The organism is Blautia sp. DFI.1.216 (genome assembly GCF_020594215.1).
In the GTDB taxonomy this organism is placed as follows: Bacteria; Bacillota; Clostridia; order Lachnospirales; family Lachnospiraceae; genus Blautia_A; species Blautia_A wexlerae.
In genome coordinates this window covers 151,231-173,287 of record NZ_JAJDML010000001.1, presented here as the reverse complement: position 1 = coordinate 173,287, position 22,057 = coordinate 151,231, and the positions used below count along the sequence as shown (strand labels likewise).

17 protein-coding genes are annotated in these 22,057 nt (G+C 43.1%); 14 read left to right on the top strand and 3 right to left on the bottom strand.

Translation table 11 applies throughout. The features are described 5' to 3' along the window. Positions 1–177: 177 nt before the first annotated feature. On the top strand, positions 178–591 hold the full coding sequence (locus LJE11_RS00910; RefSeq protein ID WP_008704717.1) for a potassium channel family protein: 414 nt from the start codon (positions 178–180) through the stop codon (positions 589–591). Between the two features lie 9 nt (positions 592–600). On the opposite strand, the gene LJE11_RS00905 is transcribed toward LJE11_RS00910, so the two are convergent. After that, positions 601–1,389 carry a hypothetical protein gene (locus tag LJE11_RS00905; RefSeq protein WP_008704716.1) on the bottom strand — a complete coding sequence of 263 codons (789 nt, stop codon included), beginning with the start codon at positions 1,387–1,389 and terminating at the stop codon, positions 601–603. An 80-nt stretch (positions 1,390–1,469) separates the two neighbouring features. Then, positions 1,470–2,837, bottom strand: coding sequence for a tRNA(Met) cytidine acetate ligase (locus tag LJE11_RS00900; RefSeq protein WP_227295323.1), 1,368 nt, complete (start codon positions 2,835–2,837; stop codon positions 1,470–1,472). A gap of 252 nt (positions 2,838–3,089) precedes the next feature. On the opposite strand from LJE11_RS00900, the gene pta reads away from it, so the two are divergent. The 7 genes from pta to LJE11_RS00865 all read left to right on the top strand — a co-directional run bounded on the left by pta (position 3,090) and on the right by LJE11_RS00865 (position 12,331). Further along, positions 3,090–4,100: a phosphate acetyltransferase gene (pta, locus tag LJE11_RS00895; RefSeq protein ID WP_019161337.1), complete on the top strand. Its 1,011-nt coding sequence runs from the start codon at positions 3,090–3,092 to the stop codon at positions 4,098–4,100. Between the two features lie 231 nt (positions 4,101–4,331). After that, positions 4,332–5,522, top strand: a complete 1,191-nt coding sequence (locus LJE11_RS00890) for an acetate/propionate family kinase (protein ID WP_025576923.1) — start codon at positions 4,332–4,334, stop codon at positions 5,520–5,522. Between the two features lie 330 nt (positions 5,523–5,852). Continuing rightward, positions 5,853–6,380, top strand: a complete 528-nt coding sequence (locus LJE11_RS00885) for a YceD family protein (protein WP_008704711.1) — start codon at positions 5,853–5,855, stop codon at positions 6,378–6,380. Between the two features lie 4 nt (positions 6,381–6,384). Then, positions 6,385–6,567, top strand: a complete 183-nt coding sequence (gene rpmF / locus LJE11_RS00880; protein WP_008704709.1) for a 50S ribosomal protein L32 — start codon at positions 6,385–6,387, stop codon at positions 6,565–6,567. A gap of 85 nt (positions 6,568–6,652) precedes the next feature. Next, the gene (locus LJE11_RS00875; protein ID WP_227295321.1) at positions 6,653–8,005 is read left to right on the top strand and encodes an MATE family efflux transporter; all 1,353 of its coding nucleotides are present in this window, start codon (positions 6,653–6,655) and stop codon (positions 8,003–8,005) included. A 152-nt stretch (positions 8,006–8,157) separates the two neighbouring features. Continuing rightward, positions 8,158–10,374 carry a hypothetical protein gene (locus LJE11_RS00870; protein ID WP_227295316.1) on the top strand — a complete coding sequence of 739 codons (2,217 nt, stop codon included), beginning with the start codon at positions 8,158–8,160 and terminating at the stop codon, positions 10,372–10,374. A 52-nt stretch (positions 10,375–10,426) separates the two neighbouring features. Next, positions 10,427–12,331, top strand: coding sequence for a sensor histidine kinase (locus LJE11_RS00865; protein ID WP_173697733.1), 1,905 nt, complete (start codon positions 10,427–10,429; stop codon positions 12,329–12,331). Between the two features lie 44 nt (positions 12,332–12,375). Here LJE11_RS00865 and LJE11_RS00860 read toward each other — a convergent pair whose 3' ends face one another. After that, positions 12,376–13,098, bottom strand: coding sequence for a LytR/AlgR family response regulator transcription factor (locus LJE11_RS00860; protein ID WP_008704705.1), 723 nt, complete (start codon positions 13,096–13,098; stop codon positions 12,376–12,378). 248 nt (positions 13,099–13,346) lie between these two features. Between LJE11_RS00860 and LJE11_RS00855 the strand changes: the two genes are divergently transcribed. The 6 genes from LJE11_RS00855 to smc all read left to right on the top strand — a co-directional run bounded on the left by LJE11_RS00855 (position 13,347) and on the right by smc (position 22,046). Beyond that, positions 13,347–14,159 carry a hypothetical protein gene (locus LJE11_RS00855; protein WP_227295314.1) on the top strand — a complete coding sequence of 271 codons (813 nt, stop codon included), beginning with the start codon at positions 13,347–13,349 and terminating at the stop codon, positions 14,157–14,159. A gap of 210 nt (positions 14,160–14,369) precedes the next feature. Beyond that, the gene (locus LJE11_RS00850) at positions 14,370–16,187 is read left to right on the top strand and encodes an ABC-F family ATP-binding cassette domain-containing protein (protein WP_227295312.1); all 1,818 of its coding nucleotides are present in this window, start codon (positions 14,370–14,372) and stop codon (positions 16,185–16,187) included. 175 nt (positions 16,188–16,362) lie between these two features. Then, a complete protein-coding gene (gene plsX / locus LJE11_RS00845) occupies positions 16,363–17,400 on the top strand; it encodes a phosphate acyltransferase PlsX (RefSeq protein ID WP_020993746.1) in 1,038 nt (345 codons plus the stop codon). Between the two features lie 37 nt (positions 17,401–17,437). Beyond that, positions 17,438–17,665 carry an acyl carrier protein gene (acpP, locus tag LJE11_RS00840; protein ID WP_020993747.1) on the top strand — a complete coding sequence of 76 codons (228 nt, stop codon included), beginning with the start codon at positions 17,438–17,440 and terminating at the stop codon, positions 17,663–17,665. A 125-nt stretch (positions 17,666–17,790) separates the two neighbouring features. Next, positions 17,791–18,474 carry a ribonuclease III gene (gene rnc / locus LJE11_RS00835; RefSeq protein ID WP_008704699.1) on the top strand — a complete coding sequence of 228 codons (684 nt, stop codon included), beginning with the start codon at positions 17,791–17,793 and terminating at the stop codon, positions 18,472–18,474. 11 nt (positions 18,475–18,485) lie between these two features. Next, the gene (gene smc, locus LJE11_RS00830) at positions 18,486–22,046 is read left to right on the top strand and encodes a chromosome segregation protein SMC (protein ID WP_227295310.1); all 3,561 of its coding nucleotides are present in this window, start codon (positions 18,486–18,488) and stop codon (positions 22,044–22,046) included. The last annotated feature ends 11 nt before the right edge of the window (positions 22,047–22,057 follow it).

Sequence of the window (22,057 nt, the reverse complement as noted above, 5' to 3'; positions counted from 1 at the left end):
TCATAGTTTTATAAATACTTACGATTTCTGCTTTTTGCTAAAGTTAATGACATTGGGTATTTTAGTGCTTTATTATCTTTCATACTGTTAAGCTCCTTTCATATTGCAAGTGAAACCGTTTTATACTATACTTCAATTAATTTCAGGCAGTATATTATTTTATTGGAGGACAAGTGCATGAAAAGAATTAAAGTATTAGGCAGTGTGTTAAAACGGACTCGCGCAGATAAAATTATCATTGGTTTTATTGTGTTTATTTTTGCTATTGCAGCAGTGATCCAGCTGGTTGAACCGGATATTAACCGATACGGAGATGCACTGTGGTATTGCTATGCGGTGATCTCCACTGCCGGATTTGGCGATGTAGTTGCGGTTACTTTCATTGGAAAAATGTGTTCCGTTCTTCTGACGATCTATTCGCTTTTTGTAGTTGCCATTGCCACCGGGGTAGTAGTCAATTTCTACACCCAGATGGTGGAATTGCAGCGAAAAGAGACACTTGCCATGTTTATGGATCAGCTGGAAAGACTTCCTGAGCTTTCCAGAGAAGAGCTGGAGAATATTTCCAGAAAAGTGCGCCAGTTTCGGTAGCTGTGGATCTTACTGATTTTTGGAAGAAAGTTCTTCTTCCTGCTTGCTGCGTACCTGCGGGATCAGAGAAGCTGCCAGCTTTCCTTTTCCGCGGTTTCGCAGATACAGAATACCGATGATAGAAAATACGACTGCGCCGATAAAGTTTACGATCAAATCTTTCATGGTATCAACAATACCAATATCAAGATAGCCTCCCAGATTCCAGGTCTCGCCGTTAACGGCCAGGGACTGAACATCTACATGGATCGGAACATTTGCACCGGTAGGATTCAGCTTCACAGAGTTGATGGCCGGTACGATCCAGTCCTTCTGCATATCCATTCCAAAAAACCAGTCCATGCTGAATTCAAAGAATTCCCACATAACACCAACAGTCATTGAAAAACAGAATGCAAAAAAAGCTACAAAATACGGTGACATTTTAATGGAAAACCTGTCGCTGCGGTTAAAAAGATCAATCAGTGCAAATCCGATGGCAGCCATCAGAAAACCGTTAGTAGTATGTAAAATGGTATCCCAGATAGGGATTTTTACATAAAAGGCATTGATTTCGCCAAGAATTTCTGCTGAAAAGATAAAGATCAGAATCACTGTTTCCAGTCCCGGTGGTATTGTGACGTTCAGTTTCCTGTCCAGAAACTGGGGAACCATAAAAAGGATCAATGTCAAGATTCCCAGAAACATATTGTGGTAATTTCCCAGGAAAAACTGACGTACAACAGATAAGATTACCAGGGCGGTAAGTACCATCTGAATCTTTGTTCTGTTCTTTTTCAAACCTGAATTAGCTTTCATTTTTCTTTTCCTCCTTCCTTATTTTATATCCTTATCCTCACTGTTTGTATTTTAACATAAGTGCATCAAAACAACAAGAATTATAGGATAATAAGCTGTTTCTGGGACTCGTGGCAGAATTTTCTGCCGGTTTTCAGACACAGAAGTTTTTCATATAAATTGGAAGAAAAAACAGTTTCAGATAAAATCTGATTACCTTCACTGTCCAAAAGATTTTGGGCGTCCGCAAGCTTGGTGATAAGAGGAATTTGGCTGTGCTGCTTGATCTGGCTTAGCAGTTCACTGCTTTCCCTGCGGAAACCAAGAACCCTGGCAAAGGGAATCTGAGTGGGTGCAGTGTGGATATTTAATATAATATGAAGCAATGCCCTCTGTATCCTTGTCTGAGTCAATTCTCTGGTTTTTAAAACAGATACAGATTGGGAAAAGGACAACAGAAGATTCTGCTGATTTATGATTCGCCGGGCGAGATCCTCGGAAACATCCATATAGGAAGAAAGGCTTTCTACATTTTCTTTCATAAGGCAGTAAGAAAGAATAGAGTCCAGAGAATTTTCTGTGAGAAATTCACCGGAGTCCAGCGCCTTTTTGAAAACGTAAAAAGCATCTGGTGGAATCTGGGATGATAATATATTGGCAGTTTTGGTATCCGGATTCCTGACTGGATTATTTATGTCTGAGCTTGCCTCTGAATGGCCATCTCCTGGATTCTGAATAAGACTGCGTATAGCAGTTGCAGATGCAAAGAAATCAGTAGATGACTGTAAATCAGGGGAGGAGCTTGCTGAATCTCCTTCAGGGACAGTGGTTTCATGATAACCCATTCCTTCCCTGCGGATGGTAACAGGGCGGATCTGGCTGTTCAGGCGGAGAAGTGCCTTGCAGTATTCGATCCCCAGAATATTATTCGGTGTATTCAGGATCTGTGTAACTTCATTTAACAGAGGAGTAAGTACCCCGTCAAAATCGTCACCACTGAAGTTGCGCGGATTTTTAAAATATTCTGTCAATGCCTGGCTTCTGGCAGCCGGAAAAGTCAGCCCTTCGCTTAAAAAGCTTTTCAACAGTTTCTTATATTCTTCAGGTTCTTCTACAAGGATCTCAGCCAGTTCTTTCAGTGCACTGATCTCCCCTGACTCACTTCCAAAGCAGAGCATATCAACAACACCAAGGCTGTCTAACAGGGAAACACCGCCCATTGCGAAGGCTTCCGCACTTGCAGTAGAGACAGATACCGGCATTTCAAGCACAAGGTCAGCGCCGCATCGCAGAGCCATTTCTGCACGTGCGTGTTTGGAGATGAGAGCAGGAGTGCCGCGCTGCACATAATCTCCGCTCATGGCAACGATAACGTAGTCTGCTTTTAGCTTTTCTTTTGTATACCGGATCTGATATTCATGTCCTTTGTGAAAAGGATTATATTCTGCAATAATTCCTGCTGTTTTCATAAATTTACACAGATGCTCCTTTCTGAAATTCTGTAGAGTTCTCTCTTTTTTACCATATTGCATCTTAAAAAATACTTTTTTATGTCATATTCTACCATTCAGATGCTTGAAATACAAGGCTTCAGGAGGTATAATGAAGACAGCGCAGAAAACAGATTACTGTTCACTGTATATATTCGGTGAATGGTAATGACATCTGGTATACAGATATTGTGATATCAGAACTGCTATATGAAAGGAGCCATTTTAATCATGGGATTTATTGACACACTCAAAGAGAGAGCAAAAGCAAACGTAAAAACAATCGTACTTCCGGAGACAGAAGATAAGAGAACTCTGGCAGCTACAGAGAAAATCTTAAAAGAAGGAATTGCAAAGGTTATCCTTGTTGGTAACGAAGAAGCTGTTAAAAAGAGTGCAGCTGAAGACGGATATGACATTTCCGGCGCACAGATCGTAGATCCTGCTACATCAGAGAAAACACAGGGATACATTGACAAGTTAGTAGAATTAAGACAGAAAAAAGGCATGACACCGGATCAGGCTAAAGAGATTCTTCTTAACCAGTATCTGTACTATGGTGTAATGATGGTAAAAATGGGCGATGCAGACGGTATGGTATCCGGTGCATGTCACTCTACAGCTGATACATTAAGACCATGTCTTCAGATCCTGAAAACAAAACCAGGTACAAAACTTGTATCCGCATTCTTCTTAATGGTAGTTCCGAACTGCGAATATGGCGCAAACGGCGCATTTGTATTTGCTGATTCCGGTCTGAACCAGAACCCGACTTCAGAAGAGCTTGCAGCAATCGCAGCATCTTCTGCAGAATCCTTCGAACTTCTTGTTCAGGAGAAACCAATCGTTGCAATGCTTTCACACTCCACTAAAGGCAGTGCAAAACATGCTGACGTAGATAAAGTAGTAGAAGCTACAAAGATTGCAAAAGAGCAGAACCCGGAACTTGCACTTGACGGAGAATTCCAGCTTGATGCAGCTATCGTTCCAAGCGTAGGCGCTTCTAAAGCTCCTGGAAGCGAAGTAGCTGGTAAAGCTAACGTACTTGTATTCCCAGACCTTGATGCAGGTAACATCGGATACAAACTTGTACAGCGTCTTGCAAAAGCAGAAGCTTACGGACCTGTAACCCAGGGTATCGCTAAACCTGTAAATGACCTGTCCCGTGGATGCTCTGCAGACGATATCGTTGGTGTGGTAGCTATCACAGCAGTACAGTGCCAGGCTGACGACAACAAATAAGATTTCAGTCAGACCGTAAAACGGACTGAGAATTATTTCATTGACTACATAATGTTAAAGGCATCGGAGGAGATATTTCTGATTCTGATGCCTTTGATATCATTACTCATATTTCCCTGGAAATGATGAGAATAATATTATAATATGAAAGGAAAAGCTGACAGAAATATTCGAAGACTTGTGTCAGGATTATGGACAGTATTCGAAATTTGCTGCCGGCAGAATATGAAAATGAACGTATTAGTAATCAACTGTGGAAGTTCATCCCTTAAATATCAGCTGATCAACTCTGATTCAGAAGCAGTTCTTGCAAAAGGTCTCTGCGAGAGAATTGGTATCGATGGAAGATTAGTATATCAGAAAACAGGCTGTGACAAAGAGATCACAGAAGCTGCAATGCCTACACATAAAGAAGCAATCCAGATGGTACTGGATGCCCTCACAAATGATAAAACAGGCGCAATCGGAAGCCTGAAAGAAGTAAATGCTGTTGGACATCGTGTTGTACATGGTGGTGAGAAATTTGCCAAATCTGTAGTGATCACAGATGAAGTAATCTCAGCAGTAGAAGAATGCAATGACCTTGCACCACTTCATAACCCTGCAAACCTGATCGGTATCCGTGTATGCTCCGAGCTTATGCCGGGTGTACCTCAGGTAGCAGTATTCGATACAGCTTTCCATCAGACAATGCCTGCAAAAGCATATCTCTATGGTCTTCCGATCGAATATTACAAGAACTACAAAGTAAGAAGATATGGCTTCCACGGAACATCCCACAGCTTCGTTTCCAAACGTGCTGTTGAATTCCTTGGTCTTGACAAAGACAACTCCAAAGTTATCGTCTGCCACCTTGGAAACGGTTCTTCCATCAGTGCTGTAGTAAACGGACAGTGTGTAGACACAACAATGGGTCTTACTCCACTTGAAGGTGTTGTTATGGGAACACGTTCCGGTAACATCGACCCGGCTATCATGGAATTCATCGCTAAGAAAGAAAACCTTGATATCGCAGGTATGATGAACGTTCTTAATAAGAAATCCGGTCTTCTTGGATTATCCGGCGGATTATCCAGTGACTTCCGTGACCTGAACGATGCAGCTCAGAGCGGAAACGAAGATGCAGCTAACGCAATCGACGTTCTCTGCTATGGTATCGCTAAATTCGTTGGCGGATATGTTGCAGCTATGAACGGTGTAGATGCCATCGTATTTACAGCAGGTATCGGCGAGAATGCTATTCCTGTACGTGAGAAAGTTGTAAGCTATCTTGGATACCTTGGAGTTACACTTGACAAAGAAGCTAACGGAGTTCGCGGAGAAGAGATCGTTATCTCTACACCGGATTCCAAAGTTAAAGTTGCTGTAATTCCTACAAACGAAGAACTTGCAATCTGCAGAGAGACAGTAGCTCTGGTTTAATTTTCACAGATAATAAAGTGTCTGTTTTGTGTCCAAACGAGAGAAATATAACTGGATAAAAGTTATATTTATATAGAAGGGAAGGGTGCATCTGTCAGGAGCACCCTTCTTTGTGCCCGTAAGGCATGTGGAAATTACCTGATAATAATGCCGCCGGATGATGAAATAGGGTTAAGCGGATATTCGCAACCTCCGCAGGGTGCTTACTTGATTCGGTTAAAATACTTCGTAAAGGAATATTACTTGACAAAATGTGAAATTTTTCTAATTTATCGTTGACAAAAGCAGAGGCGGTATGTATAATAAAACAAGTGTGGATAGGAGAAAAGTATGCAGATACATTTATCAGATATTTCATCCAGTGAAGGAATGCGTATTCAGAAGACTGCAGAGTTTGGAATGGATACGATCACCTTTCAGTCAGGAAGCTTTCCGGTACTTGCAAAAGAACCCATAGAGCTTACGATCACGAATACAGGTGACAGAAATCTTGAGATCAGAGGAACAGGTAAGATTACCGTAGGTATTCCCTGTGACAGATGTCTGGAAGAGGTTTCAACAGAGATTCCTTTGGAGATTGAGCGAAAACTTGATATGAAGCTTACGGATGAAGACCGTGTGAATGATCTGGACGAAAGTTCTTATCTCACAGGTATGGACCTGGATGTGGACCAGCTGGTCTATCTTGAGGTACTGATGAGCTGGCCTTTGAAGGTTTTATGTAGAGAAGACTGCAAAGGAATCTGTAGCCAGTGCGGGAAAAACCTCAATGACGGTCCCTGTGGATGCGTCGAGGAACCTAAGGATCCCCGTATGGCAGCTATCAGTGATATATTTAGTAAATTTAAGGAGGTGTAACATAATGTCCATCTGTCCGAAGAATAAATCTTCCAAAGCAAGACGCGATAAGAGAAGAGCAAACTGGAAAATGAGCGCTCCGAACCTTGTAAAATGCAGCAAATGTGGCGAACTGATGATGCCGCACAGAGTATGCAAAGCTTGCGGAAGCTACAACAAAAAGGAAATCATTAAAGTTGAAGACTAATTTTTAATGGTTGCAAAGTATGGCAGGTTCTCCCGTTTGGGATGCCTGCTTTTTTGTGTATTATTTTATGGATGAGGAAAAAGTAATGAATGAGAAGGAGAAGGTAAATCAGATCACAGAAGGTGTAATCTGGAAACAGCTGCTGTTATTTTTCTTTCCTATTGTATTTGGAACATTTTTTCAGCAGATTTATAATACGGCAGATACTATTGTTGTCGGCCGTTTCGTAGGAAAACAGGCACTTGCTGCAGTTGGAGGTTCTGCCAGTCAGATCGCCAATCTGATCGTTGGCTTTTTTGTAGGGCTTTCCTCAGGGGCGGCAGTTGTGATCTCGCAGTTTTATGGGGCAAAAGATAAGAAGAATCTGAGTAAGGCACTGCATACAGCATTTGCATTCTCCATTGCAGCGGGAATTGTTCTTACTGTAGTGGGGATTTTTCTGACCAGACCTGCATTGCTGCTTATGAAGACACCTGCAGATGTAGTAGAGGACTCTGCAGTGTATCTTCATATTTATTTTGGCGGAATGGTTTTTAACCTGGTTTATAATATGGGAGCAGCCATCCTGCGTGCAGTAGGAGACTCCAAAAGACCACTGTATGTTCTGATCATTACCTGTGTGCTGAACATTATTCTTGATCTGCTGTTTGTGGTTGCGTTTGGCATGGGTGTGACAGGAGTAGCTGTTGCTACAGTTACTTCTCAGGTGATCAGTGCGCTGATCGTAACAGCAATGCTTCTGAAAACCAGAGAGATATATGTGCTGAAGATCAATCAGATCCGTTTTGACAGAAGAATGCTGTTTTCAATTCTGAGAATCGGTATTCCGGCAGGTCTGGAATCTGTAATGTATAATATTTCCAATATTGTGATACAGGTATTTGTAAATAATCTGGGAACTGACACAGTGGCGGCATGGGGAACTCTTGGGAAAATCGATGCTCTTTTCTGGATGGTGATCAATGCGTTTGCAATTTCCATTACTACCTTTGTGGGACAGAATTTCGGAGCCGGCAAATATCACCGTATGCGAAAGAGTGTGAGTGTCTGCATGGTCATGAGTATGGTCAGTTCTGCGGTGATGATCATTTTGATGTATTCATTTGCTCCCTTGATTTATCGTCTGTTTACCACAGACAGTGCAGTGATTGTCCATGGTGTTCATATGAGTCGTTTTTTACTGCCGTCCTATTTCATTTATGTGATCATAGGGATTCTGTCCGGGGCACTGAGGGGTACCGGGAAGGTTCTGGTGCCTATGCTCCTTACCTGCGGCGGTGTGTGTTCCCTGAGAATCCTGTGGCTTTTTACAGCCGGACAAATGTACCCGGGAATTAATACGATCATGCTCAGTTATCCGGTTTCATGGAGCATTACGGCAGTATTGTTTATTGTATATTATTTTATGAAATTTCCAGGAAAGAAAAAGGAGAATTAATCATTTTTCGGTACACCATTTTTCATGAAATAATGCAGTTTATCCTATGTCTGTTGCCGAAATTCACCAGATAAGGTAAGCTAAGAACAAAGGAAATTGAGAATAAAGATAACGGATCGAGTAGTAATGTAAAATGAAAGTATGAAAAAAGCATGAGAAAACAGAAAATAACAGTTCTGATTTTAATGATAACTCTGTGCCTGACTGGCATATGGGGAATGAAAAAAAATACCACAGTATGGGGCGCGGTGATCCGGGTAAATGATGTGATCGTACCGAAGGATATTCCTGCAGTAGCTGTAGAAATAAATAAAAGCAGCGAACTGATCGCTGAGAAACTGTCTCGGGTTTTCTATACAGTTTATACAGACACAGATACACTGCATATTCCGGTGTTCTGGGATGTTTCGTCTGTAAATATGAAACTGGCAGGCGTTTACACAATGAAAGGTGTACTGAAGCTTCCGCCTGAGTATGCTTTTGATGAGAGTAAAAGTCTGCAGGTACAGACAACTGTTTCTGTGCAGTACCCGGACAAACCGGATATTAATATATATTACAGGCTGACTGCGGCAGGAATCTATATATTTCCCTGGTTGAAGCAGGAAAATTTTGACTCTATGGAAGCTTATCTGAAGAAAGAAAGCGGACAGTGGATCAACCTCACTGAGGAGGGCTTTGCTCTCTGTGAAGAGGAGGGGCTGTATGTATCTAACCAGAGTATGGTTGTGGGTAATACCTATTCCCTGCTGGTAACCTATGATAATGGAAAGAAGCAGACCAATACTCTGCGGTTTCAATACCAAAAAGACGGCAGTCTTAAAATTTACGGTTATCAGCACAATCTGCTTGGAAATACACAGAAGCCTGGAAAAATCATCTGTTCTTATGATACCGGAGATGAGAAATATCTCAGCAGATGTGCTGCCTATGCAGTAAAAACGGGGGGAAGCCTGAAGCAGATTGAGAAAGAATTGAAGGAGAATGTCAGACTGAGGGTCAGTACTGCTGAAACATTTGAAAATACAGCCGAGAATCCGGAACTGATTCTGGAATCTTCCTGGGATCTGAGCCGGGTGAATAGGGAAAAACAAGGCGTGTACAAGGTAACCGGATCATTTGTGATCCCAGAGGGATATGAAGTATCTGACAGCCTGACGCTGCCAGAGGCATATGCATATCTTTCTGTACAGAAAAAAGGAGAACCACAGATTAATACCTACAGCATGCCGATGGTAGACCTGCTGGAATTTCCTATGCTGCTGGATGGATTTTCTGCAGAAGAACGCCGGAACATACAGGTTTACCTCTCTGAGAATGAGGGAAATTACCGGAAAATTGATGATGACTTGGTGGAAGTGACTTCTGATGGAATTCAGATTTATTACAGAGAGATATTAAAGAAAGGACAGAACTACCAGATCTGTGCTGTCTATGAGAAAGGGAGCACAGGAATTTATTCTTTTTCCTATAATGATGCGTTTATTGTCAATGAATACTGGCATGAGCGAAATTTTTCGGACAGAGAGGAAAAAGATCTTCCTGACATTGTGCAGAAAGCACCTGCTTCGTCAGAAGTAGTACAGGAAGAAAAGAAAGAGAATCTGAATACGGGAAGTGCCGGATATCATTATGGTGACTCTTACGGAACAGACAATAATACAGACGGACAGAATAGCAGCAGTAACAAAGCTTCTGATGCAAAATCTGCTGAAATATCGGATACAGAGAATTCCGTGACAGAGTTAAGCACCGACACCATTACTGCAGTCAGTGGAAAGAGAATACTTCTTATGATCCAACAGAATGGAAGTGCAAGGTTTGAGAAACAGGGAATCTCTGTGACATTTTCTCCGGATACAGTGAACGGATGGAAGATCAATGCAGAGGATGAAATCCAGATAGGAATCGAGAAAACGTCAGAAACTGCATTTTCTCTGCGGATTTTTGTCAGAGGTGAGGAGGTAACAGAAGTTCCGGGAACAGTGGTGGAATTTCAGGCATCTGTGTTTGGCGGAATCCAGTTACCTGAAACAGTAAAAGCGGAGGATGTGCAGGGAAATCAATATGCAGTGAATTATCAGGAAAAACAAAATGTTCTCCGTATGGAGATCAACCAGACAGGGGATTATTTTTTGACAGATGGAAAGTCAGAAAGTATAGGAAATCAGACGGATGAAGAAAGCGTGGAAGCTGTTTCAGATGGAGAAGACACAGGATTTACAGAAGAAGAGTCGGTGTCGGAAGAGAAAACAGAACAGAAAGCAGAAGCTTCCGCCAAACAGTTTCTGATGATAATACTTACATTACCGGCAGTATGTATCCTGGTGGCTGCCATTATTTTTGCAATTCGTAAAAAACGCAGATAAGCGACAGTGGAAAGGCAAACAAAGCACCTGAAAACAGAAGGAGGTGTCAGCAATGAAGAAGAACTGGAAATATTCATTACTACTTATAGTAGCTGTATTTGCATTGACTATGGGCATATTCTTTCTGTTTTACCGCTTTGATAACAAATATACGGCCAGGGGGGACCAGGCCATTCAGGGAATCCTCTATGTGCCTGATGATGATTCTGTGCATTATCTTGCCAGGGAATGGGAATATTATCCGGATGTATTGCTGACACCGCAGGAAATAAAGGAACAGAAGGAGGACTACTACAGCCGTTATGTTTCCATTGGCGAGTACGGTGGAATGGACCTGGGCGACAAAAATAAATCTCCTTTTGGAAGTGGTACCTATCGGATGACCCTGGTGCTTCCTGAAAAAGAAAAACAATATGCTATTGGCCTGACAGAGATTTTTTCTGCTTACAAGCTGTATATTAATGGGGAATTGATGGGGCAGATGGGAAATCCGGATCCGGACAATTACCAGGAGCAGATTCAGAACAGGGTATTTACCTTTGAGGGAAAAGGAACTGCAGAGATTGTGATCGCAGTGACAGACAAACATTCGGTGTCATCGGGAATTCAGTATGTGCCGGTTTTGGCTTCTCCTTTTAAAGTGAATATTATCCGCGGGTTGTCACTTATGATTGCTGTGGTATTTATGGCTTTTACATTTTTTGTCCTGATTTTTTCAGTGTATATGTATATGCGAACTAAAAAAGTGGAGTTTGGACTTTTTGCCCTGCTTTGTATCTGTGTGCTGGGATATGGTTCTTATCCGATCCTGCATTCCTTTGTTGCAGTAAAAGTACAGCCTTGTTATGGAATGGAGGCATTGTTCTATTATCTGATGTTTGCCGGTGTTATGCTGGTACAACAGAAGATCCTGGGAGGTGAGGAAAGGATTCCGGAAATTCTTGCAGGTGTGGCCGCAGCAGCCGGAGTGATGGTTTTTGTGGCAGAAATGCTGTGCAGCAGAGCCCAGTCTGCAACAGGGCTGTATCTGATCTCTAAGCTTACAGAGATTTTGAAGTGGGCAGCAGCCGGTTATCTGCTTTTCAGAAGTGTAAAGGAGATAAAACAGAAGTACAGTAATGTACTTTTAGTGGGAATTGTTGTTTATGCAGCGTCTCTGGCAGCAGACCGGATATGGAGATTATATGAGCCGATCATTGGCGGGTGGTTTATGGAAATTGGTGCAGCAGTGCTTGTAGCCAGTGTGGGACTGACTCTGTGGATGGAGCTTGCCAATGCTTACAGATTTCAGCTTACCTATGGAGAATACAGCCGTCAGATGGAACAGAAACTGCAGATACAGAAACAGAATTATGAGGAACTTACAGAAAAGATGGATGAGATCAGCAGGATGCGCCATGATATGAGACACCATCTGCGCACCATCATGTCTTACACCCAGCAGGGAAAATATCAGGAGATGATGGAATATCTGCAGGAGTATGCATCCGTTATAACAGAAGAGGAAAAGCTAATCTGTTATTGCAGAAACATGGCCGTAGATGCAGTGATCCATTTTTATGCAGGAGAACTGAGGAAGAAAGGGATTCCTTTTGAATGTGATATGATGCTGCCACAGAATATTGGCATTTCAGATACAGATCTGTGCAAAATATATGGAAATCTTCTGGAAAATGCCGTAGATGCAGTAAAAGATCTGCTACCGGAAAATAAGCCTTATGTAAAGATGCTTACAAAGGTTAAGAACAGGAAGCTTCTGATAGAGATTTCAAATCCATATTCCAATGAAATCCAGCGAAGAGAAAAAGTTTTTTATTCAACAAAGCATGAAGGCTTTGGAATCGGAACAGCGTCTGTAGCAGAAGTGGTACAACGAATGGGCGGATATGTAGTTTTTAATACAGAAGAGGGTATTTTTAAAGTAAATATCTTTCTGCCGGTGAAAACAGTACAGTAAATAAATAGTTACTGCCCGGAGGGGAAGAGGCATATCGGAAATACTTATTTATCAGAGTCTGAAGAGAATAAGTATTCCAGATATGCTTTTTTTATTGCGTTGGAGCCACGCTTGCGTACAGTAACAAGCTCCTGATTGTCCATAACAAAGCCTTCATCTGTGGATTTCTCGATGTGATCCATATTTACGATACAGCCTCTGTAACAGGAGAGAAAACATTTCATTCCCTCCAGAAGCTCTTCGAATTTCTGGAAGGTTATGTAGGAGCGTATAATGCCTGCATCTGTGGTATGTACCTGAACTGCATTGCGGTAGGTATCCACGTACAGGATGCTCCTGACAGGGATCTTTACAGGGGTACGGTCGGAGATCAGCTCTATATATCTGGAATTCTGCGACTGCCTGAACTGGATTGTTGAGAGGATCCGGCAAAGCTTCTCCGGGTCAAAGGGCTTCAGCAGATAGTAGGATGCCTGTACATCATAGCTTTCCACAGCAAAGGAATCACTGCTTGAAATAAAAATCAGAGCAGCTGTATCCCTGGCTTCGCGGAGCTTTCTGGCTGCATCCATACCGGTCATACTGCCCATATAAATATCCATAATGATCAGGTCGTAAAATCCGGGTATGTATTTAGTAAAAAAAGCTTCTGCGCTGGAATACAAATGGATGTCTGCGGATGTATTCTGGGATTCATAATAAGAAGAAATGACAGATTTTACCTGACGCAGATCTTCCTTTGAATCGTCAAGGATTGCAATATTCAAAAGGAGTACCTCCTAAATTAACTTAAACATAATTTGTATTTTAGCGTATTTTCATGAGTTATTCAAGTACGGATTCCTTACTGAAAGCAAGTAATACCATAAGTATTTATTCATTTTTCCATATTTCATGAAAAATGTCATTTAATCCCATGTATCTTGAAAATAAGACTGAAATTTTTTATAGTAAGAACATAGAAATTCAGTTTAGAAATATGTACACACATTTTAAGAAAGGATGGTAAAAAAATATGAAAAACTGGAAAAAAATAATGGCAGGTCTTTGTGCTGCTGCAATGGTAAGCTCTATGGTTGTTCCGGTATGGGCAGCAGAGGAGACTACAGAAGAAGCATCAGATGACGGAGATGTCGCAGATGTATCAGAGGCAATGTTAGGACTCTGGAAGGACAGCGCAGGAGATATCTACGGATTCTACAAAGATAATTCGTTTTTTGGTCAGTGGAAGGATGAAGAGCAGGATGTTCTTGGTGTATATGCCCTGAGTTCAGACGGAGAATATACAGCTCTGGTAATGCAGTTCGCAAATGACGACGGCACGTATGATGATGAAAATATGGTAACTTATCTGGTGCAGGCAAATGAGGAAGAGAATCTTCTGGAACTTTATGATCCGGACAGTCTGGACCTGACTGCAACCCTGGAGCCTTATGAGGCAGACGGTGATGAGTCGGATTACAATCAGACTTATCAGGATATGGGTGATATCCTGACAGAGTGTTATTCCGGCGAAACAGAAGCGGGTGAGACTTTTATTTATGCAGCTAATGAGGATGGAACTTTCTGCTCAGTACTTGTGATCGATCAGGATGATAACTATGTAAGCTTTGTTGGTGAAGGTACTTTTGATGAAGAGAATGGTACTGTGACGATTACTGATGAAGTTTCTGAGATGGCACTTACTTTTGGCGTGGCAGTGAATGATGATGATACACTGACACTGGATATGGGTGATCTTGGAAGTGCCACTGTACAGGAAGCTACGCTGGCAGTTGCCGTTCAGGGACTGAAGTATGCAGTTGAGAATGGAACTGAGATGAACTAAGCAATTCTTTTTCAGGAACAAAAATATGTGATTTTGAGGATACTCCTCTTCGGATAGATTTATTCGGAGGGGAGTGTTTTTTCTGTGCCGGGGGTTTTAGAATGGCTGGGAAGATGGTATAATGAGGAGCGAATTCTATAGTTTTTGTGGAAGTGTTACAGATGAGCAGAAACAGACAGGAAGCGAAAATTACGAGAGAGGTTTGAATTTATGAATATTCTGAATATAGAGCATGTTTCCAAGGTGTTTGGTGAGAAGGTGGTGCTGGATGATGTTTCCTACGGGGTGCATCAGGGAGATAAGATTGGGATCATCGGGATTAATGGGACCGGGAAGTCTACGATTCTGAAGATCATCGGCGGTCTGGAGGAGCCGGATGAGGGGCAGGTGATCACTCAAAATGGCCTGAGAATCACGTATCTTCCGCAGATGCCGGAGTTTCCGCAGGGAGCTTCTGTCCTGGATTATGTGGCAGAAGGAAAGTGGCAGAAGGACTGGAGTACTGAGAGCGAGGCAAGGAATGTTCTAAATAAGCTGGGAATTACAGACCATGAGGAGAAGATCGATCATTTATCCGGGGGACAGAAGAAAAGGGTGGCACTGGCAAGGACTCTGGTGAATCCCTGTGATGTGCTGCTTCTGGACGAGCCTACCAACCATCTGGATAATGAGATGGTGACCTGGCTGGAGGACTTTCTGAGAAGTTTTAAGGGCGTTGTGATTATGGTTACTCATGACAGATATTTCCTCGACAGGGTTACTAATAAGATTCTGGAGACTTCCCATGGCGGCCTTTATGCTTATGAGGCTAATTACTCGAAGTTTCTGGAACTGAAGGCAGAGCGTGAGGAGATGGAGCTTGCCAGTGAGAGGAAGAGACAGAGCGTACTCCGCATGGAACTGGAGTGGGCAAAGCGTGGATGCAGAGCCAGAAGTACCAAGCAGCGGGCACGTCTGGAACGCCTGGAGGCACTGAAGAACGGAAAGGCTCCGGTGCGTGATGCGAATGTGGAGCTGGATTCTGTTGAGACACGTATGGGAAAGAAGACGATCGAACTTCACCATATCAGCAAGAGTTTTGGTGAGAAGAAGATCCTGGATGATTTTAATTATATTGTGCTGCGCAATCAGCGTCTTGGGATTATTGGTCCTAATGGGTGCGGAAAGTCAACACTCATCAAGATTATTGATGGGATGATACAGCCGGATGCAGGAGAAGTGGAAATTGGAGAAACCATCCGCATAGGGTATTTTGCACAGGAAGTGCCGGATATGGATACCAATCAGCGTGTGATCGATTATATCCGTGACGTGGCAGAGTATATTCCGACCAGAGACGGGAAGATTTCCGCAACAATGATGCTGGAGAGGTTTCTCTTTGATTCTGCCATGCAGTATGCACCCATTGCCAAATTGTCAGGTGGTGAGAAGAGGCGTCTGTATTTGCTGAAGGTTCTGATGGAGGCGCCGAATGTGCTTCTTCTGGATGAGCCAAGTAATGATCTGGATATTCCTACACTGACCATTCTGGAGGATTATCTGGATTCTTTTGCAGGGATTGTGATCGCAGTGTCTCATGACAGGTATTTTCTGGATAATATTGTGGACAGGATTTTTGCTTTTGAGGGGAATGGACATCTGACCCAGTATGAGGGCGGATATACGGATTATACAGAGACGCTGGCGAGAAAAGGCGGGGCAGTATCTGAAGGACAGAGCACTGCAGTTGGTGCGGAAAAGAAGAAGTCGGCTCAGGCAGACTGGAAGCAGAATCGTCCCCAGAAGCTGAAATTTACCTATAAAGAGCAGAGGGAATTTGAAACTATCGATGATGATATTGCAGCGCTGGAGGAACTGCTGGAGAAGCTGGATAAGGATATGGAGGCCAATGCCACCAATTCTGTGAAGCTTCGTGAGATCATGGAGCAGAAGGAGAAGACACAGGCAGATCTGGATGAGAAGATGGACAGGTGGGTTTATCTGAATGATCTGGCGGAGCGAATCGAGGCACAAAAAAGTGAAAAGTGATTTTTTTCAGATGCTATTGACTTTGCAGAGGGTTCTTTAGTATGATACAGATTATGGAAGATTGCAGGAGCTGCTTTGCAGCGGGGCAATTTGCGGATGCCGGGTCAGTAACAGAAAATATCTTTTGATTCTGACATCTGTAAGTGAACAGTAAGTGAACAGGAGATATAAAAATATGGCAGAACAGGTCAGAGTTGTAGTGGACGCAATGGGCGGGGATAATGCCCCGGCAGAACCTGTCAGAGCTGCAGTGGAAGCTGTAACAGAGAGACAGGACATAAAAGTAATTCTTACAGGAAAACAGGAAGTGATAGATAAGGAACTGGCGAAATATTCCGGATATCCGAAGAACCAGATCCAGGTTGTCAATGCATCCCAGGTGATCGAGACAGCAGAACCCCCTGTTTTTGCAATCCGTAAGAAAAAAGATTCATCAATCGTAGTAGGTTTGAATATGGTTAAGAAACAGGAGGCAGATGCCTTTGTTTCATCAGGAAGTACAGGAGCTGTTCTTGTTGGCGGACAGGTACTGGTAGGCAGAAGTAAAGGTGTGGAGAGGCCGCCTCTTGCACCGTTGATCCCTACCACGAAGGGTGTTTCCCTTCTGATCGACTGTGGTGCCAATGTGGATGCACGTCCATCGCATCTGGTGCAGTTTGCGAAGATGGGCTCTATTTATATGGAGAACGTAGTTGGTATTAAAAATCCAAAAGTTGCCATTGTAAATAACGGGGCGGAAGAGGAGAAGGGAAATGCACTTGTAAAAGAAACTTTCCCCCTTCTAAAAGAATGCAAAAGCATTAATTTCATCGGAAGTATAGAAGCCAGAGATATCCCGGCAGGATATGCGGATGTGGTCGTATGCGAAGCATTTGTGGGAAATGTGATCCTTAAATTATATGAGGGAGTTGGTTCTGCCCTGGTCCAGAAGATCAAAGAAGGAATGATGACCAGCACAAGAAGTAAGATCGGTGCACTTCTGGTAAAGCCTGCACTGAAAGAAACTCTGAAATCCTTTGATGCAACGGAATATGGCGGAGCACCGCTTCTGGGGCTTAAAGGACTTGTGGTAAAGACGCATGGAAGTGCCAAAGCCATTGAGATCAAACATGGTATTTTCCAGTGTGTACAGTTTAAACAGGAGAAGATCAACGAGAAGATCGCAGAGCGTATCCTGGAGGATCAGGAAGTACTGAAGTCCGGAGCAGAATAGAGCAGGACAGGAACAGAAACAGGAAGGAGGGTTGAAGATGGAACTGGAGAAAATAAAAGCTATCATAGCAGAGGTTCTGAATATTGATGCAGATTCGATTACAGAAGACACTACATTTGTAGATGATCTTGGTGCAGACTCTCTTGATATTTTTCAGATTATTATGGGGATTGAAGAGGAGTATGACATTGAGCTGGATAATGAATCTGTCGAACAGATTCAGACAGTCGGTGATGCTGTTGAAGCAATTCGGACAATTAAATAAAAATGTAACTGTCCGGCAGTCTGAAATTTGACAGGAGCATAATACAGGCGCACTGAGCAGTTGCAAAAAATGATGTCGCAGGGTTGTCAGATGACAGCCCTGCGCATATGGAGAGGGTTAGAGGAATGAATAGAAAGACAGAAGAATTAGAAGAAATCATAGGATATCATTTTAAAAATAAACATTATCTTACACAGGCACTGACTCACAGTTCCTATGCAAATGAGAAGAAGCTGGGGAAGCTGGGCAGCAATGAGAGACTGGAGTTTCTGGGAGATGCTGTGCTGGAGCTGATCAGCAGTGATTATCTGTATGCAAGATTTACCCAGATACCGGAGGGAGAGCTGACAAAGAAGAGAGCCAGCCTGGTGTGTGAGCCAAGCCTTGCCTATTGTGCAAGAGAATTCGGACTGCCACAGTTTCTGTTGCTTGGAAAGGGCGAGGATATGACAGGCGGAAGAAACAGGGATTCTATCGTCTCTGATGCAACAGAGGCTTTACTGGGAGCTATCTATCTGGATGGTGGTTTTGCTAATGCAAAGGAGTTTGTGCTGAATTTTATCCTGAATGATATTGAACATAAACAGCTCTTTTATGATAGCAAGACCATCCTGCAGGAAATCGTGCAGGAAAACGGAACACAGCCGGTGGAATATATTCTGACAAAAGAAGAAGGCCCGGATCATAACAAAAACTTTACTGTGGAGGCAAGAGTAAACGGAAAAGTGATGGGACAGGGAAGCGGTCATACAAAGAAAGCAGCAGAACAGGCCGCAGCATACCAGGCGATTCGTGTACTCAGAAAATAAACAGGAGAATTATGTATTTAAAGAATATAGAGGTACAGGGATTTAAGTCTTTCGCCCAGAAGATCAATTTTGAATTTCATAACGGGATCACCGGTATTGTAGGTCCGAACGGAAGTGGAAAGAGCAATGTCGGTGATGCGGTGAGATGGGTGCTGGGTGAACAGAGTGCCAGGTCTCTGCGAGGAGGAAATATGCAGGATGTTATTTTCTCCGGTACAGAGACAAGAAAACCCCTGGGTTATGCATCGGTGGCGATCACACTGGATAATTCAGACCATAAGCTTCCGGTTGATTTTAACGAGGTTACGGTTACCAGAAGGCTTTACCGTTCAGGAGAGAGTGAATATAAGATCAACGGAAGTGCCTGCAGACTGAAAGATATCAATGAGATGTTTTATGATACAGGTATCGGTAAAGAAGGATATTCCATTATCGGACAGGGACAGATCGACAGGATCCTAAGCGGTAAACCGGAAGAGAGAAGAGAGCTTTTTGATGAGGCAGCAGGTATTGTTAAATTTAAGAGAAGAAAGAATACCACTATCAAAAAACTGGAGGAAGAACGCCAGAACCTGATCAGAGTGACAGATATCCTCTCGGAGCTTACCAGACAGCTGGAACCACTGGAGAAACAGTCAGAGACAGCAAGAGTTTATCTTTCCAAAAGAGAGACTCTTAAGGAACTGGATGTGAATATGTTCCTGATGGAGTATGCTGCTGCAGCCAAAGAACTCAAGGAACTGGAAGAGAAGAACATAATTGCGCAGAATCAGCTGAAGGATACCCAGAGTTCCTATGACCGGACCAAGGTGGAATATGAACGTCTGGAACAGGAACTGGAAGATTTAAATTCCAAAATGGATGCACTTCGCATTTCCGGTCAGGAGCAGGCAATCCGTAAACAACAGCTGGAAGGCCAGATCAATGTATTAAATGAGCAGATACTGGCAGGGGCACAGAATGAAGAGCATTATAAGGGACGTATCCAGACTATTGAGGCTGAACTTTCAGTAAGAACAGATTCAAAGAAGAAACTTGAAGAAGAAAAAACGGATATTTATGCACAGTTAAAGGCTGTCCGTAAGAAACTTTCTGAGGAAGAAGATAAATTAAGGACAGCGCAGGAGAATATGGAAGCCTGTACTCTCGAAGTGGAGAATGGCAAAAATGAGATCATTGAAATTCTGAACAGCCGCGCCAATGTCAAGGGTAAAGCCCAGAGATTTGATGCAATGATGGAACAGGCAGAAATCCGTAAGGCAGAGATCAGCCAGCGTATTCTCAGACTGAAGAGTGAAGAGGAAGAGCAGCAGACCATTCTGACTACAGCCCGGAAACAGTATGATGAGATTACATCCCAGATTGAAAATGCCAATGAGGAATGTGAACATCTGAATCTGAGTGTGATGAAGATTCAGGAAAAGCTGAAGGAACAGAACACAAAGCTGGAAGCAGAACAGACAGCTTATCACAGAGAGGCATCCCGGCTGGATTCTCTCAGAAATATCGCGGAGCGCTATGATGGATACGGAAACAGTATCCGGAGAGTTATGGAACAAAAAGAACGTGTTCCGGGAATCCAGGGTGTTGTCGCAGATCTGATCCAGGTAAACAAAGATTATGAGATCGCTATTGAGACAGCTCTTGGTGGGAGCATTCAGAATATTGTTACAGATAATGAGCAGACTGCCAAAACCATGATCGAATTTCTGAAAAAGAATCGTTATGGACGTGCGACCTTTCTTCCCATGAGCAGCATAAGTCCCAGAGGTGAGTTTACACCGAAAGAAGCACTGAAAGAGCCGGGCGTTGTGGGGATTGCCAGCGAACTGGTGTCCGTAGCTTCTCAGTATCAGCAGATCACGAAATTCCTTCTTGGAAGAGTGCTGGTAGTTGATAACATTGATCATGCCATTGCAATAGGAAAAAAATACAGACACAGTCTGAGAATGGTCACAACAGAGGGTGAATCCTTAAACCCGGGAGGTTCCATGACCGGCGGTGCCTTCAGAAACAACAGCAATCTGCTTGGAAGACGGCGTGAAATAGAGGAACTGGAAACAAAAGTAAATCAGCTGAAGCAGAATCTGACCGAAATGCAGAATGCTGTTGAGGAAAATAAAAATCAGAGAAACAGGCTTCGTGATGCCATTGCAGGATTTCAGGAAAAACTCCGTCAGAAATATATAGAACAGAATACTGCCAGAATGAATATCAAACAGCAGGAAAAGAAAGCTGAGGAGATCCGAAGCGGATATGCGCAGATCAACAGAGATCAGGCAGAGATCAAACGCCAGGTCATGGAAATCCGGCAGGATCATGACCGGATTGCCAGGGAACTGGAGAATTCAAAGCAGGATGAGAAAGAACTGGAGAGTTTTATTGAGGCAAAGCAGTCAGAACTGGATGAATGGAAAGAAGAAGAGAAGAAAATCACCCGGAAGTTAGAAGAAATCCGTCTTCAGTCATCCGCTCTTGAACAGAAAGAGAAATTTGACCAGGAAAATCTGAGCCGTCTGAAAGCAGAAATCACAGCTTTTATGACTGAGAAAGAGGATATTTATCAGTCTCTTGCTCACAGCAGTGAAGAGATGGAAAAGAAGCAGGAGATGATTACTCAGCTGAAAAAAGAGTCGGAAGAGTCTGTCCTTCATGAAGAACAGGCACAGATGCAGCTGAAAAATCTGCAGAAGGAGAAAGAGAGCAGAACTTCTCAGCATAAAGATTTTTTTGAGAAAAGAGATTATCTGTCCGGTCAGATCGGACTTCTGGATAAGGAATGTTACCGTCTGCAGGGACAGATGGACAAGCTAGAGGAGAACAGGGAAGAGCGGATTGCCTATATGTGGTCCGAGTATGAGATCACTCCCAATAATGCCGTTTCCTACAGAAAAGAGGAACTTACTGATCTTTCGCAGATGAAGCGACAGGCAGCTCAGATTAAAGATGATATCAGAAAGTTGGGACCTGTAAATGTAAATGCTATTGAGGATTATAAGGAACTTCTGGAAAGACACACCTTTCTGTCCGGCCAGTATGAGGATCTGGTCACAGCGGAGAAAACTCTGGAACAGATCATTCAGGAGCTGGATGAGGGAATGCGGAAACAGTTTTCTGAGAAATTCGGCGAGATCCAGAAGGAATTTGACAAGGCATTTAAGGAATTGTTCGGAGGCGGAAAAGGAACTCTGGAGCTGGATGAAGAGGCAGATATCCTGGAGGCAGGAATTAAGATCATTTCCCAGCCGCCGGGAAAGAAACTGCAGAATATGATGCAGCTTTCCGGCGGGGAAAAAGCTCTGACAGCTATCGCACTTCTTTTCGCGATCCAGAATCTGAAGCCGTCACCGTTCTGTCTGCTGGATGAGATCGAGGCAGCGCTGGACGATTCCAATGTTGGGCGATTTGCCGGATATTTACAGAAGTTGACGAAAAACACACAATTTATTATAATAACCCATAGACGTGGAACTATGAACGCCGCAGACCGGCTTTATGGTATTACCATGCAGGAAAAAGGGGTATCCACACTGGTTTCCGTCGATCTGGTGGAGAATCAGCTTACCCAGTAACAGGAGGAGTT